This is a genomic window from Streptomyces sp. NPDC102402 (assembly GCF_044765765.1).
Classification (GTDB): Bacteria; Actinomycetota; Actinomycetes; order Streptomycetales; family Streptomycetaceae; genus Streptomyces.
The window spans coordinates 123,361-136,898 of record NZ_JBIWKR010000003.1; the positions used below are offsets into that span (position 1 = coordinate 123,361).

The following is a 13,538-nucleotide window of genomic DNA, read 5'->3' on the forward strand; positions in this document are numbered from 1 at the left end:
ATCAGCTGTGGCCGGGCATGGGGGAAAATCACGTCAGACGGCCAGGCAGGTGGCGGTAAGGAAGGGGAGCACCTGCTCCTCCGACGTGAAAACGAAGAAGTGGTCGCCGTCGAAAATCCGGACGGTGACATCGGCGGCGAGCTCGCGCCAGCGCTCGACATCGGCGGGCGGAGCCGCGGGGTCGTCGCGTCCGCCGAGAGCGATGAGCGGAATTCCGGACAGCAGTGAATCCTGGGGCCGATAGGTCTCGGCCGCCTCGAAGTCGGTGCGCAGCCCGGGGAGGAAGAGGTCTTGCCACTCCTCGTTGGTGAGCAGTTCATCCGGAATTCCCCCGAGCATTCCGAGACGCTTCAGGAACTCGTCGTCCGGAAGCGTGTGCATGGGGGCGGTGCGCCGGGAGATGTGCGGCGGAACACTTCCCGAAACGACCAGAGCCGAAGGGGGATGGGGGGCGCTTTGAAGCATGAGTCCGAGTTCGTATACGAGCAAAGCCCCCATGCTGTGGCCGAAAAGCACATAGGGCAGTCCGTCGGCCCGATCGCCCACCGGACCCGCGAGCCGCTCCGCGAGCCCGGTGACCGAGGGCTCGGCAGGTTCCGACAGCCGGATGTCGCGGCCAGGAAGCTGAACGGGGACCACCTCGGCCCTGTCGCCGACCCTGCCCTGCCAGGACCGGAAGGCGGAACCGCCCGCCCCGCCATGGGGAACGCAGAAGAGCCGGACGGCTGGGAGAGGCGCTTCGAGGCGCTGGTGCGGGAACCAGGGTTCTCTGGTGGTGACGTTCACGGGCAGGCACGTTCCTTCGTTCAAGGGTGACGTAATGCTCACTCCAATGGCTCACGGCCAATGGCTCACGGGAGACCCAACGATCGGTCCGGCGAAAGGGAAACGTCGCTCGTTCGGGTTAGGTGTTCTGGCCGAAAATCCGTCATTGGCTGAACTGTGTGTGGCTGAATTGCGTATCGCCCGATTCGGCCGATTTTCGGGTGCCGAATTCTTGCGGGCGCCTGCGCGCTACCCGAGTTCACTCGCGGAACGAAGTGTGGAACCAAGATCCTCACTCATTCGGATGACACGCTGATCACAGTGCTGGATGGCCTGTCCATGCCATTGTCTCCCCTCTTTCGCGCTATTCCTCGGCCCTGGCGGATGGGGTCGCGCGGCCCGGCTATTTCTCGGGTGCCGCATCGCTATGAAAAGTAATACTTATCGTGCTCTGATCCGGTGATAAGTTCCGTTCCTCCAGCGGTGCTCAGGCGCCGCTCACGCGTCGCGACGGATTCGCGAATCAAGAACCTGAAGCAGGAGGGGACCTGTGGGCACCTTCGACACCTTGAAAGACTTCTACGGCGATGTCGCCGACGACTGGAAGAAGGCGTACGACGAGTTGCTGGACCGGGACGAGGACGACGACCTGCCACTCGGGCTGTCGTCCCACGCCCTGGCCGCGATGCCCGGCGATGCGATGCGTAACGCCTTGGTCATGTCCCTGTTGAAGGGCGACGACAGCAAGAAGAAGAACAAGAACCGCGACCTCGCGGCGCTCCTCCTGCTCTCCGGGGGCGGCCCGTCGGGCGGGTTCGCGGCCGCGGCTCCCGCGGTCGCCGGGCTGGGAGGCGCCGCGGCCGGCGCCCTCTCCGCGATCGGGACCCAGCGGACGTCGTCGTTCCCCGATGCGGGCGCACCCCTGGGCGCCCTCGGTTCGGCCGGCGACGCGCTGCAGGGACTGTCGGCGCTGCCGCAGCAGGTCCAGCAGCTGAGCGAGCTGATCGAGGGGCTGCTGAGCGCCCTGAGGGCGATGGAACCGCTGCTCGGCGCGGCGAAGGGCCTCGGCGTCAAGAAGTAGCGACGTATCTCCGACGTGTCTGATCGCCGCCGCCCGGCGGCGGAGGTCAGGCGCTCCGCGGGTGCGGTGGAAGGGTGGTGCGAGCCGGCTCTCCCGGCAGCCGTGCCGTCACCGTGAGGAATCTGCCATGACCCCGCGCACCGGCGATCGCCTGCGGGTGGTCGTCAAAGTGCTGACACAACTGGGCCGCGACACCGTCGGTGAAGCCCCGCGAACCGGAGGCTCCCGCGCCGACAGGGAACGCGACCCCGAGGAGCACGGCCAGGAGGACCGCGAGCGCAGGCGCGCCCGTGCCGTCCGAACCGCCCTGGAAAGCCTGGGGCCCTTCTACGTCAAGATCGGGCAGATCCTGTCCACCCGTCCGGACATGGTGTCCCCGATCATGATCGACGAACTGCGGAACCTGCACGACGAGGTGCGGGAACAGCCGTTCCACGAGCTCGAACCGGTCCTGGAGCAGAACCTCGGCGCCGACTGGAAGCGGTACTTCGACGACATCGACACCGTACGGCCGCTCGGCACGGCCTCGGTGGCCCAGGTGTACCGGGTCACCCTTCCCGGCGGCTCCCCGGGCGTGATCAAGGTGCAGCGACCGGGCATCCGCGACACCGTCCTCTCGGACATGGCGCTGCTGCGGCGTGCGGCGGCGCTGGTCCCCAGAGCGGCCCCGCGGTTCGGCGCGGTCGTCGACGTCGAGTCCATGCTGGGGAACGTCTTCGACGCCATGGAACCGGAGCTCGACTTCACCAAGGAAGCCGCGAACATGGACCGCGCCCGTGAGGCACTGCGGGGCTTCGACCGGCTGACGGTGCCGAGGGTCCTGGCCGCGACCCCGGGCGTACTGGTGCAGTCCATGGCACCCGGAGTCTCCGTCGCCCGGGCGAACAGCCTGGATCTGCCGGACCACGACAGGCGGGCCGTCAGCCGTCAGCTGATCGCCTTCATGTACCGCGGCTACTTCATCGAGCGCTTCTACCACGCCGATCCCCACGCCGGTAACGTCTTCGTGGCCCCGGACGGGCAGGCGACCCTGATCGACTGGGGGATGGTCGGCCGCATCGACCAGCGGTCCAGCATGCGGCTGCTCCTCGTCCTCATGGCGGTCTCGCAGAACGACGGCCACGGCCTGGCCAGGGCGTGGGTGGAAATGGGCCGCACCACACCGTGGTCCGACGTCCCCGGGTTCTCCCAGGACATGGCGGTCCTCGTCCCGAAGATCGCGGGAGCCTCGCTGCGGGACATGAACTTCGGCGTCATGCTCACCAGCGTCCTGGAGAAGGCCACCAGGAGGGGCATCGCCTCCTGTCCAGCCGTATCCCTCCTGGGCAAGTCCTTCGCCAACCTCGAGGGTTCCGTGCGCTGCCTCGCACCCGAGCTGACACTGGTCGACATCTTCGAGCGGGAGATTCCCCGCATCATGCTGCACATAGCCCGCGAGACGGCCTCGCCCCTGCAGTCGGCGCGGCGCGCGCTCGAGGGAACGCTCGCCCATATGGGGGCCGCGGAGCAGATGCGCGCCATCGTCGACGACATGGCCAACCGCGACCTCACCGTCCAGCACGGCGAGGTCCGGCGAACCCGGGCGCGCGGCGGTGGAAGGCCTGGGTCCACGCCGTACGGCCTGCTGGCCCTCGGCGCCCTGGCGGTCTACCTGGACCACCGCCGGAGGCGCTGAAGCCGGTGTACTCCCCTGACCGGGCGGGGCAGGACCGGCGGGCGGAGCCCGAACCGTGTCCGTCGGGTAAGACGCCAGGCACACAGCGCGCCCCCGACGGCACAATGGGTGCATGCCGATACCCAGCCGCGCCGCCCTCGTCGAGCACCTCGTCCGCACCCGTATCGCGGGCGACGTCGCCACCCCCCGGGACAACAACCTCTCCCACTACCGCCAGCTCGCCAACGGCAACCGCCATTTCTGGCTGGGGCTGGAGCTCGGCGACCGGTGGACCGACGAGCAGGACGTCCTGGCCGTGATGGCCGAGAGGTGCGGCGTCAGCGACGATCCGGAGCACCGGCAGGGCCAGGACACCATCGACCCGGAGCTGACGGTCGACGCCCTGGACCGGATGGCGGCCCGGCTGCGCAAGGCGGCCGCCGACGGGGAGCGGGTGCTGTTCGCGACCGGCCACCCGGGCGGGCTGCTCGACGTCCACCGGCAGACCGCGAACGCCCTGCGGGCCGCCGGATGCGAGATCGTCCGGATCCCCGGCGGCCTGATGGCCGACGAGGGCATGGTCTTCCAGTTCGCCGACGTCGCGGTGCTGGAGCGCGGGGCGACCCTGTGGCACACGCACTCCCCGGTCCCGATGGCGGCGATCCTGGACGGCCTGGAGCGCGAGGGCAGGCCGCGGCCCGATCTCGTCGTGGCCGACCACGGCTGGGCCGGATGCGCCGGTCAGCGCGGCATCGACTCGATCGGTTACGCGGACTGCAACGACCCCGCGCTCTTCCTCGGCGAGGCGGAGGGCACCCTCCAGGTCACCGTGCCGCTCGACGACCACGTGGCCGACCCGCGCTACTACGACCCGATGACCGACTACCTGCTGGACGCGGCCGGGCTCCTGCCCGCCGAGGACCGGGAGTAACGACGGCAGGGGCGGGTCCGGCGAGCCGGCCGGTGGACACCGGGACCGGCCGGCCCGCCGGACCCGGGGTCCGGCGAGCCGCAGTCCTCAGGCCGGAGTGGGACGGTCCAGCGTGACGTCGATGCGCTGGGATCCGTTGACGATGAACGACTCGACCGGAGTGAGGTCCGCCGCGGGGGACGCCAGGGCGAGGTCCGGGTACCGGGCGAACAGGGTGGTCAGGGCCACGTCGGCTTCCAGCCGCGCGAGCGGGGCCCCGAGGCAGAAGTGGACTCCGTAGCCGAACGCCAGGTGCTCCCTGCCGAACCGGTCGATGTCGAAACGGTCGGCGTCCGGGCCGTGCTGGGCCGGTTCCCGGCCCGCCGCGGCGTAGGACGCGAGGATCGCCTCACCCTTGGTGATGCGCTGACCGTCCGGGAGGTCGATGTCCTCGACGGCGTAGCGCAGGGGCAGATGGGCCACGCTCGGCTCCCAGCGCAGGGTCTCCTCGATGACGTCGTTCCAGCGTTTCGCACCGGCCTCGGTGACCTGCTGGAGCTGCTCCGGGTGTTCCAGCAGGGCGCGGACCGCGTTGCCGATGAGGTTGACGGTGGTCTCGAACCCGGCGCTGATGATGAGCAGCAGGGTGTCGGTCAGCTCGGCTTCGCTCAGACGGGTGCCGTCCTCGTCGCGGGTGGCGATCAGGACGCTGGTCATGTCGTCGGCGGGTTCCTGCCTCTTGCTCGCGATCAGGTCGGTCAGCATCTGCTGGAGCTCCGCGAAGTTCGACGCGGCGTCCTCGATGGTCGTGTCGAAGATCTTCTCGACCAACTGGGCCATCCGCGGCCGGAGTTCCTCCGGCAGCCCGAACAGATGACAGATGACCCGCATGGGCAGCGGGTGGGCGTACGCGCTGCGCAGGTCCACCGTGCCGTCGGAGCCGGTCGCCACGTCGTCCAGCAGCCGGTCGGCGATCTCCTGGATGACGGGCCGCAGCGCCTCTATGCGGCGTGCGGTGAACGCGGGGGTGACGAGTTTGCGCAGGCGGCGGTGGTCCTGCCCCGCGGCGGTGAACATGTTGGAGACCGCCACCCAGGTGTAGACCCACATGTCCGGGGTGATCTCGCCGCGCTGCCAGGGGCTCCAGGCGCGCGGGTCCTTGGTCACGCGGTCGTCGGTCAGGAGTTCCTTGAGGAGCGAGTGGCTGCTGACGGCCCAGGCGTCTACGGCGCCGGGGAGTACGACCCGGGCCGCCGGCCCGCGCTCACGGAGGAGAGCGGACTCGCCGTGGATGTCGCGGCCGGCGGGGTCGAGGACGAGGGGCTGCTCCATGGGGTGACTCCAGTTTTCTGCGGCGTGATGGGACCGAAGCGGGCCGGGAGGTGCGCCAGTGCGCGGTGGAAGGGGCCGGGGCGCCATTGCAGGCTCTCGCGGGGCACGGCGAGTTCGAGGTCCCCGAGGTGGCTGGTGAGCCTCTCGATCGCCGTGATCGCGATGAGCAGGGCGGGCTGCTTGACGGGGCAGGCGTGCGGACCGGAGGACCAGGCGAGGTGCGCGCCCCCGTCGGTACGCTCGCCGCCGTCGTGACCGTCGGGGGTGGTGTTCGCCGCGTGGTACGAGATGAGCACGAGGCTGTCGGCGGGGATCCAGGTGCTGCCGATCTGCATGTTGCGGCGCGGGTAGTGCGCGCTGTAGTTCGCCATCGGCGGCTCGTGGCGCAGCACGTCGTCGATGGCGTCACGGGCGGTGCGGGCGCCGTTGGAGAGGCTGCTGTAGTAGTCCGGATTGGACAGCATGCGCGACAGCGCGTTCGAGATCAGGTTCGTGGTCGGTTCCTGCCCCGCGGCCATGGTGAGGATCACCTGGTGGGCGAGTTCCTCCGGTGCCAGACCGGCGGGGTGGTCCATGAACCAGCTCGTCAGATCCTCGCCGCGCTCCCGCACCTTGAGCGAGATGAGTTCTTCCATGTACCGGCCGAAGTCCTCGTTCGCCTTGATGGCGTGCTCGGGTTCGGATTCGAACAGGCCGCCCATGGCGGCCACCAGGCGGGGTCCGTCCTCGGGCGGCATGCCGAACATCGCGTTGAACAGCACCAGCGGCAGCGGGCGGGCGTACTGGCCGACCAGGTCGACCTCACCCGTGCCGGCGAAGTCCTTGATCAGACCGTCCGCGATCTCCGCGACCTGCCCGCGCAGGTCGTGCGGCTCGATCCGGCTGAAGCTGTCGGTGATGACCGACCGGTAGCGGCGGTGCGCGGCGCCGTCGTTGAACAGGGCGTTGGGCCGCCACCCCATCATCGGCTTCACCGGCGAGTCGGCCGGGAGCCCGCTCTCCCAGGCCCGTGGGTCCTTCGACCAGGCGCCGGGGTCGTTGAGTACGGCGAGAGCGGCGTCGCGGTCGGTCACCAGATAGCCGCTGACGCCCGGGGACACCTCGACGGGGGCGACCGGCCCGAACGCGCGCAGGCGGGCGTAGACGCGCCCGGGATCCGCAGCGAAGTCAGGGCCGTACAGGGGGACTGCCAGGGGCAGATAGGTGCTCATGAGGCTTCCAGGACGGGTTGGGCGGTGAGCAGGTGGGTCACCAGCGCGATCAGTACGTCCACGGCCGATGTCGTCTCGCGGGCGTCGCAGACCACCAGGGGGGTGTGCGGCTCCAGGTCCAGGTGGTCGCGGAGCACCTCGGGCGGGTGGCCGGGAGAGTCGGGGAAGTGGTTGACGGCCACGGCGTACGGCAGTCCCTGCTGCTCGATCATGTCGATGACGTCGAACGAGTCGTCGAGACGGCGGGTGTCCACCAGGACCACCGCACCCAGCGCGCCCCGGGCGATGTCCTCCCAGAGCGGCTTGAACCTCTTCTGGCCCGGAGTGCCGAACAGGTAGAGGACCAGATCACCGGGGAGGGTCCTGCGGCCGAAGTCGATGGCGACCGTGGTGGTGGCCTTGTCCCGCACACCGGCGAGATCGTCGACGGCCGCACCGGCCTGGGTCATGACCTCCTCGGTGTGCAGCGGCGCGGTCTCGGAGAGCGTGTTGATCAGCGTCGTCTTCCCGACGCCGAAGGGCCCGGTCACCACGATCTTCACCAGCGTCTGCTCGTCGCTGTCGAGGAAGGTGTTATCGGATACTGCGGAGTCCATCGAGCACCTTCTCTAGCAGCTGGGGATCGTGTGCCCTCGCTTCGGGAATGGGGGCGCGGGCGTGCAGGTGCGAGCTGTCGACGAGATCCGCGACCAGGACGCGGACCAGGCTCACCGGCAGTGCCAGGCGGGCGGCGACCTCGACCAGCGCCAGCGGGCCGCCCTGGAGGAGTTCGACCAGCCGGCGCTGCGCGTGCGTCAGGTCGTCGACGGCGGTGACGCCTGTGGACGACAGCAGGGTCAGCCGGTCCAGCGTGTTGCGCGTCGGCTGGACGCTGTCGGTGGCCAGGAACGACGGCACGAGCCGCCGGCGGGGAGCCGGCGTCATCCCCGGGTCCGAGCAGGCGAGTTCATCACCTTGTCGCCCAGTTTCGAGACCTGCACCTGCATGGCGTGGGCGATGACGCCCATGTCCACGGTCGGCTGTGCGAAGACCGCCATGACCGTGTTGTCGCCCGCGGGGATCAGGAAGGCGAACCCGTAGTCCGTGCTGACCACCACCTGGTGCAGTACGGGGCTCTCCTCCTGCCCCGCCAGTTTCCTGACCAGCTCCTTGCAGGCGCCCTGGACGGCCGACGCCATCGCGGAGGCGCCCTCCCCGGCCTCCCGGGTGAGGGACTGGGTGGCGCCCTGGATCATCCCGTCGCCGGAGAGGACCAGAGCGTGCACGACCCCAGGCACCTCCAGGAGCGGGGTGAGCACCCAGGACATGTCCCTGAGAAGGGGGCGCTTGGGAACGACGGTCATGACTGCGTGCCTTCTTCCTGGTCGGTGTGCGCGTCCTCGAAGCCGCGCAGGGTGCCGGTCTGCCAGGCGCCCCACGTCAGCGCCGCCTGGTCCGGGGTGATCGCGGGCGCCGGGCCCTGCGGGGCGGGCCGGTCCGTGTCCTGGACGGCCCTTTGGCGCCGCCGCCGCGGCAGCTCGATCGCGCCGGCGGGCCCGGCGGCCGGCGACGGCGCGGGGCTCTCCTGCCTGGGCGGCTCCGGCTTGCGCAGGGCGGGGGACATGGCCGACATGGGCTGGGCCACCTCATCCATCAGCATCAGCAGGTGATCGGGGACGAACACCACGGCCCGCACACCGCCGTACGACGAGGGCTTGTCCACCGTGACGGTGAATCCGAACTGCTGCACCAGGCGGCCGATCGTGGCGAACCCCGCGCGCGGCGGGTCTCCCAGATGGGTCAGCAGGACCCCCTGCTGACCGGACAGCATGCGCGCGGCGAACTCGCGCTCCTCGTCCGTCATGCCCACGCCGGGGTCGTCGATGACGACGCACGCCCCTGCCTGCACCTGGTGCAGGCTGACGTCGACGGGCCGCGTGCCCTGAGGAGTGTGGTGCACCGCGTTGGCGAGCAGCTCGGCGACGATCACGGCGAGCGGCTCCACCGCCCGGGCCACCACCCCGACCGGGTCGGACAGCTGGCTGGTGATCTGGACCCGCTGGTAGCCCGCGATGCGGGACTGGGCTCCGGCAACGATGTCACCCAGGTGGGAGTCGTTCCGTGTCAGCCCCGGCCACGCCCCGCAGAGCACTCCGGTCGCCTGGATCTGCCGGAGGTTCTCCTCGTTCGTGCGGTCCATCGACACCAGCCGTTTCGCGATCTCCGGATCGTCGAAGGCGAACTGCGCCTCCTCGATCATCTCCTGGAGGCGGTAGGACTTGGCCTGGATCTCGGCGGTGGTGGCCCGCAGCACGGCCTGGGCGCCGGCGTCGACCCGCTCCTCGGTGTCGACGACGACCTGGGCGACCTGGTTCAGGGCCCGTTCCAGGAGGGCCCCGAGATCGGTGTGGGCGAGTGCCGGGTCCTGCGTTCCGGGGACGGGCACATGACGGTGTCTCAGGTGCGTGACGAGGCCCGGCAGCCGGGTGTCGACGAGGTGCGCCAGCTCCCCGCTCACCCGGTCGCCCTGCTGCCGGGCGGCGAGTCCGGCCCGCTCGGCCGCCTGCGCCTCGGCGATGAGGGTGGCTTCCATCGACCGGAAGCGGGTCTCCGAGGCCTGCGCGGCCGCCTGCGCGCTGGACCGCGCGTTGGCCTCCAGGGCCTGGTACCTGCCGGCAGCGGCCTGTGCTTCGGCGCGAGCCTCCGCGCGCAGTGCCGCGTTCGACCGGCGCGTGCGGAGGTGGAGGAGCGCCAGGGCGAGGGCGGCGGCCGTCATGGCCAGCGCCAGTACCCAGGGACCGGCCTCCGATATGTCCGTCATCAAAAGGTCCTCGGTGGTGGGGGATGCGCCTGCCCGCTTACGGCCAGGGCTGGTTGAGGCGACCTTATGAAGGACATCGGTTCCTGACCGCAGATGCAATGAATCTGCTGATCATGGCTGGAATTCGAACCTCCGGATCATTTGAATCGGGACGTGTAGGTACTCAAAAAATTGACATGCAAGATAAAAAGGCAAAAAACAGAATGTAGGTGTGCCAGTTGCCCGGGCACAGCTGAAAGGTCACCATTTGGCGGGCTGTGACCCCGGGATCACGGCATCGTGCGGCCCCGGGTACGGCCGGGTGGCGCGGAGGCCCCGCGCCGGGGCGCACTCGGTGTGGCGGTGAGTGAGGCCGACACCGGAGTGAGGGCGCCGGACGGGCCCGGACACCGTCGCGGTGCGGTCCATTCACCACCGAATGTCCTACCGGAGACGCCCCTGGCCAGATCCGGCCGGTAGCGGACAGTGGCCCCGCCCCGCCTCAGCCGCCGGAGCGCTCCGCCGCCCGCTGCGCACGCCCCGGTGTCGGGTCCAGATACACCCGCCGGATCGACGGGTAGCGCTCCCGCAGCTGCTGCTCCGCCTCCTCGCACGCCCACTCGATCTGCGCGGCGGTCGACGTGTCCCGGAAGTCGATCTTCGCGGCGACCAGTGTCTCCGAGGGCCCCTGGATCAGCGTGGTCAGCTCCAGCACCTCGACGATGTGCGGCACGGACAGCAGCTCCTCGCGCACCCCGGCCCGGGTCCCGGCCGACAGCGGGCGGCCGATCAGCAGTTGGGCGTTGGAGCGGCAGAGCACCCAGGCCACGTACACCAGCAGGACGCCGATGAGGACCGAGGCGACGCCGTCCCAGACCCCGGAGCCGGTGAGCTGCCCGCCGAGCAGCCCCCCGGCCGCCAGCAGCAGCCCGGCCAGGGCCGCCGAGTCCTCCATCACCACCGCCTTGACCGCCGTGTCGGGGGTCCGGCGCAGATAGCGCGGCGCGGCCACCCGGAGCCGCGCGGCCTCCCCACGCACCTGCCGGATGCCCGTACGCAGTGAGAAGCCCTCCATCAGGAAGGCGACCGCGAGCACGATGTACGACACGAGGGGGTCACCCAGCTCCTCGCCCTTCAGCAGGGTGTGGACGCCGTCGTACAGGGAGAACACCGCTCCGCCGACGAACGTCGCGACGGCGGCCAGCATCGCCCAGATGTACCGCTCGGGGCCGTAGCCCAACGGATGGTCCTCGTCGGCGGGCTTCTCGCTGCGCTTGAGCGCCGTGAGCAACATGAGCTCGGTGACGGTGTCGGCGACCGAGTGCGCGGCCTCCGAGAGCATCGCGCTCGAACCACTGATCAGGCCCGCGACCAGCTTCGCCAGGGCGATGCCGAGATTGGCGGCCGCCGCGACGACGACGGTGAACGTGGACTCGCTGCCACCGGTCTGCTCGTCATGCGTGGCGTCACTCATGACGAGCAGTATGTCCGAATGTGTCGGCGTCAGTCCCTCGGGACGCGGACCAGGCCCTCCTGGATGACGGTGATGGCCAGCTTCCCGTCGGCCGTCCAGATCCTGGCCTGGCCGAGACCGCGCCCGCCGGACGCGGAGGGCGACTCCTGGTCGTACAGCAGCCACTCGTCCGCCCGGAAGGGGCGGTGGAACCACATCGCGTGGTCCAGGCTGGCGCCCACCACGTCGCCGACCGACCAGCCGCCGCGCCCGTGGGCGAGCAGCACCGAGTCCAGCAGGGTCATGTCGGAGACGTACGTCGCCATGCAGACGTGCAGGAGCGGGTCGTCGGCCAGCTTGCCGTGCGTCCTGAACCAGACCTGTGAGCGCGGCTCCCGCGGTTCACCGGCGGTGGCGAAGGGCGGGGCGTCCACATACCGCAGATCGACCGCGGCGCGGGCCTCCAGCAGCCGGTCGGCCATGCGGGGGTCCGTGAAGCGGTCCGCGTACCGGGGCAGCATCTGCGCGGCCGTCGGCAGCGTCTCCGGGTCCGGGGCGGAGGGCATGACCGCCTGGTGGTCCATGCCGTCCTCGTGCACCTGGAACGAGGCGGAGAGGTGGAAGATCGGCTTGCCGTGCTGCACGGCGACCACCCGGCGGGTGGTGAAGGACCGCCCGTCGCGGATGCGGTCCACGCTGTAGACGATCGGCGCGCCCGGGTCCCCAGGACGCAGGAAGTACGCGTGCAGGGAGTGGGCACCCCTGTCGTCGGGGACCGTGCGTCCGGCGGCGACCAGGGCCTGGGCCGCGACCTGGCCGCCGAAGACGCGGGGCACGACCGCGGAACGGCTCATGCCCCGGAAGATGTCCTGCTCGATCTGCTCCAGGTCGAGCAGATCGAGCAGGGAGTCAAGTGCTTCGCTCATGGAGGAAGAACGTAGCCGCTCTCTCAGAGGCCCATGGACTTGGCGATGATCGACTTCATGACCTCGCTGGTGCCGCCGTAGATCCGGTTGACCCGGTTGTCCGTGTACAGGCGGGCGATCGGGTACTCGTTCATGAAGCCGTAGCCGCCGTGCAGCTGGAGGCAGCGGTCGATCACCCGGTGCGCGACCTCGGTGCAGAACAGCTTCGCGGACGCCGCCTCGGCGGGGGTGAGCTCGCCGGCGTCCAGGGCCTCGATCGCCCGGTCGCAGACGGCCTCGGCCGCGTCGACCTCGGCCTTGCAGGCGGCCAGCTCGAACTTGGTGTTCTGGAAGGACGCGACGGACTTACCGAAGACCGTGCGGTCCTGTACGTACTGCTGGGCGAAGCGGACGGCGGCCTTGGCCTGGCCGTACGCGCCGACGGCGATGCCCAGGCGCTCCTGCGGGAGGTTCTGGCCGAGGTAGGAGAAGCCCTTGTTCTCCTCGCCCAGCAGGTCCTCGACGGGGACCTTCACGTCGACGAAGGCCAGTTCGGCGGTGTCGGAGACCTTCAGGCCCAGCTTGTCGAGCTTGCGGCCGACCGAGTAGCCCTCGGACTTGGTGTCGACCACCAGGAGCGAGATGCCGTGGCGGCGGTCGTCGGCCTTGGGGGCGTCCGTGCGGGCGCAGACGATGACCTTGTCGGCGTGGACGCCGCCGGTGATGAACGTCTTCGCGCCGTTGAGGACGTAGTGCGTGCCGTCCTCGGAGAGCTTGGCGGTCGTCTTCATGCCGGCCAGGTCGGAACCGGTGCCCGGCTCGGTCATGGCTATCGCGTACATGGACTTGCCGGAGACGAAGTCCGGCAGCCAGCGCTTCTTCTGCTCCTCGGTGGCGTACGCCTTGAGGTAGGGCAGGCAGAGCAGGACGTGCACGCCGGAGCCCCCGAAGGAGATGCCCGCGCGGGTGGTCTCCTCGTACAGGATCGCTTCGAACTTGAAGGTCTCCATGCCCGCGCCGCCGTACTCCTCGGGCACCTCGATGCCGAAGATGCCCAGCTCGGCGAGCTTGTAGTAGAAGTCGCGGGGCGCCTGGCCCGCCGCGAACCACTCGTCGTAGACGGGAACGACCTCGGCCTCGATGAAGGCGCGGACGGTGTCCCGGAACGCCTCGTGGTCCTCGTTGTACACGGTACGGCGCACGGGGTGCCTCCTGGTGTCAGCTTCAGCTTCGGCTTCGGTCGCAGTGGCTAAGCGCTTGCTCAGTCCTGGTCAAAAGTTACCCGGCGGTCACGGTGACTGTCCAGGGTGATGCTGAGCACGCCCCGGCCCGGCGAAGGGGCCGGGGCGTGGACGGTCGCGGAGTGTAGCCGTGGCGAGCGCTGCGTATGCCTCGATGGCGGGGGGCGGCTGCCGGGCGCACAGTGAAGTGAGGAGCCGGCGAGGACG

The 13,538-nt window shown here is 69.9% G+C and carries 13 protein-coding genes; 3 read left to right on the forward strand and 10 right to left on the reverse strand.

Annotated features, from left to right (window positions below; translation table 11 throughout):
* Window positions 1-33: 33 nt before the first annotated feature.
* Entirely contained in the window at window positions 34-786 is a 753-nt protein-coding gene (locus tag ACIRJR_RS10150) for a thioesterase II family protein (protein WP_403776748.1), read from the reverse strand.
* A gap of 529 nt (window positions 787-1,315) precedes the next feature.
* On the opposite strand from ACIRJR_RS10150, the gene ACIRJR_RS10155 reads away from it, so the two are divergent.
* From ACIRJR_RS10155 to ACIRJR_RS10165, 3 genes are all read left to right on the forward strand, one after another.
* Window positions 1,316-1,846, forward strand: a complete 531-nt coding sequence (locus ACIRJR_RS10155; RefSeq protein ID WP_403776750.1) for a hypothetical protein — start codon at window positions 1,316-1,318, stop codon at window positions 1,844-1,846.
* A gap of 127 nt (window positions 1,847-1,973) precedes the next feature.
* Window positions 1,974-3,521, forward strand: a complete 1,548-nt coding sequence (locus ACIRJR_RS10160; RefSeq protein WP_403776753.1) for an ABC1 kinase family protein — start codon at window positions 1,974-1,976, stop codon at window positions 3,519-3,521.
* 112 nt (window positions 3,522-3,633) lie between these two features.
* A complete protein-coding gene (locus ACIRJR_RS10165) occupies window positions 3,634-4,431 on the forward strand; it encodes a phosphatase (protein WP_403776756.1) in 798 nt (265 codons plus the stop codon).
* Window positions 4,432-4,518: 87 nt separating this feature from the next.
* Here ACIRJR_RS10165 and ACIRJR_RS10170 read toward each other — a convergent pair whose 3' ends face one another.
* The 9 genes from ACIRJR_RS10170 to ACIRJR_RS10210 form a co-directional block, all read right to left on the reverse strand.
* Window positions 4,519-5,742, reverse strand: a complete 1,224-nt coding sequence (locus ACIRJR_RS10170; RefSeq protein WP_403776759.1) for a cytochrome P450 — start codon at window positions 5,740-5,742, stop codon at window positions 4,519-4,521.
* Window positions 5,634-6,953 carry a cytochrome P450 gene (locus ACIRJR_RS10175; protein WP_403776762.1) on the reverse strand — a complete coding sequence of 440 codons (1,320 nt, stop codon included), beginning with the start codon at window positions 6,951-6,953 and terminating at the stop codon, window positions 5,634-5,636. The genes ACIRJR_RS10170 and ACIRJR_RS10175 overlap by 109 nt, the downstream gene beginning before the upstream one ends.
* Entirely contained in the window at window positions 6,950-7,549 is a 600-nt protein-coding gene (locus tag ACIRJR_RS10180; RefSeq protein ID WP_403776765.1) for a GTP-binding protein, read from the reverse strand. The genes ACIRJR_RS10175 and ACIRJR_RS10180 overlap by 4 nt, the downstream gene beginning before the upstream one ends.
* Window positions 7,527-7,877, reverse strand: a complete 351-nt coding sequence (locus ACIRJR_RS10185) for a DUF742 domain-containing protein (protein WP_403776768.1) — start codon at window positions 7,875-7,877, stop codon at window positions 7,527-7,529. The genes ACIRJR_RS10180 and ACIRJR_RS10185 overlap by 23 nt, the downstream gene beginning before the upstream one ends.
* A complete protein-coding gene (locus ACIRJR_RS10190; RefSeq protein WP_403776771.1) occupies window positions 7,874-8,296 on the reverse strand; it encodes a roadblock/LC7 domain-containing protein in 423 nt (140 codons plus the stop codon). Before ACIRJR_RS10190 ends, ACIRJR_RS10185 begins: the two co-directional genes overlap by 4 nt.
* The gene (locus ACIRJR_RS10195) at window positions 8,293-9,753 is read right to left on the reverse strand and encodes an ATP-binding protein (RefSeq protein WP_403776774.1); all 1,461 of its coding nucleotides are present in this window, start codon (window positions 9,751-9,753) and stop codon (window positions 8,293-8,295) included. The genes ACIRJR_RS10190 and ACIRJR_RS10195 overlap by 4 nt, the downstream gene beginning before the upstream one ends.
* A 481-nt stretch (window positions 9,754-10,234) precedes the next feature.
* On the reverse strand, window positions 10,235-11,206 hold the full coding sequence (locus ACIRJR_RS10200) for a cation diffusion facilitator family transporter (RefSeq protein WP_403776777.1): 972 nt from the start codon (window positions 11,204-11,206) through the stop codon (window positions 10,235-10,237).
* A gap of 29 nt (window positions 11,207-11,235) precedes the next feature.
* Window positions 11,236-12,111 (reverse strand): acyl-CoA thioesterase II, encoded by an 876-nt coding sequence (gene tesB / locus ACIRJR_RS10205; RefSeq protein ID WP_403776779.1) that lies wholly within the window; start codon window positions 12,109-12,111, stop codon window positions 11,236-11,238.
* Between the two features lie 23 nt (window positions 12,112-12,134).
* Window positions 12,135-13,292, reverse strand: coding sequence for an acyl-CoA dehydrogenase family protein (locus ACIRJR_RS10210; protein WP_403776782.1), 1,158 nt, complete (start codon window positions 13,290-13,292; stop codon window positions 12,135-12,137).
* Window positions 13,293-13,538: the final 246 nt, after the last annotated feature.

What these genes read in the sequence shown, in the direction of transcription:
- ACIRJR_RS10160 (WP_403776753.1), top strand. Translation starts at nt 1,974, where the DNA reads ATGACCCCGCGCACCGGCGATCGCCTGCGGGTGGTCGTCAAAGTGCTG.
- ACIRJR_RS10165 (WP_403776756.1), top strand. Translation starts at nt 3,634, where the DNA reads ATGCCGATACCCAGCCGCGCCGCCCTCGTCGAGCACCTCGTCCGCACC.
- ACIRJR_RS10170 (WP_403776759.1), bottom strand. Translation starts at nt 5,742, where the DNA reads ATGGAGCAGCCCCTCGTCCTCGACCCCGCCGGCCGCGACATCCACGGC.
- ACIRJR_RS10175 (WP_403776762.1), bottom strand. Translation starts at nt 6,953, where the DNA reads ATGAGCACCTATCTGCCCCTGGCAGTCCCCCTGTACGGCCCTGACTTC.
- ACIRJR_RS10180 (WP_403776765.1), bottom strand. Translation starts at nt 7,549, where the DNA reads ATGGACTCCGCAGTATCCGATAACACCTTCCTCGACAGCGACGAGCAG.
- ACIRJR_RS10185 (WP_403776768.1), bottom strand. Translation starts at nt 7,877, where the DNA reads ATGACGCCGGCTCCCCGCCGGCGGCTCGTGCCGTCGTTCCTGGCCACC.
- ACIRJR_RS10190 (WP_403776771.1), bottom strand. Translation starts at nt 8,296, where the DNA reads ATGACCGTCGTTCCCAAGCGCCCCCTTCTCAGGGACATGTCCTGGGTG.
- ACIRJR_RS10195 (WP_403776774.1), bottom strand. Translation starts at nt 9,753, where the DNA reads ATGACGGACATATCGGAGGCCGGTCCCTGGGTACTGGCGCTGGCCATG.
- ACIRJR_RS10200 (WP_403776777.1), bottom strand. Translation starts at nt 11,206, where the DNA reads ATGAGTGACGCCACGCATGACGAGCAGACCGGTGGCAGCGAGTCCACG.
- tesB (WP_403776779.1), bottom strand. Translation starts at nt 12,111, where the DNA reads ATGAGCGAAGCACTTGACTCCCTGCTCGATCTGCTCGACCTGGAGCAG.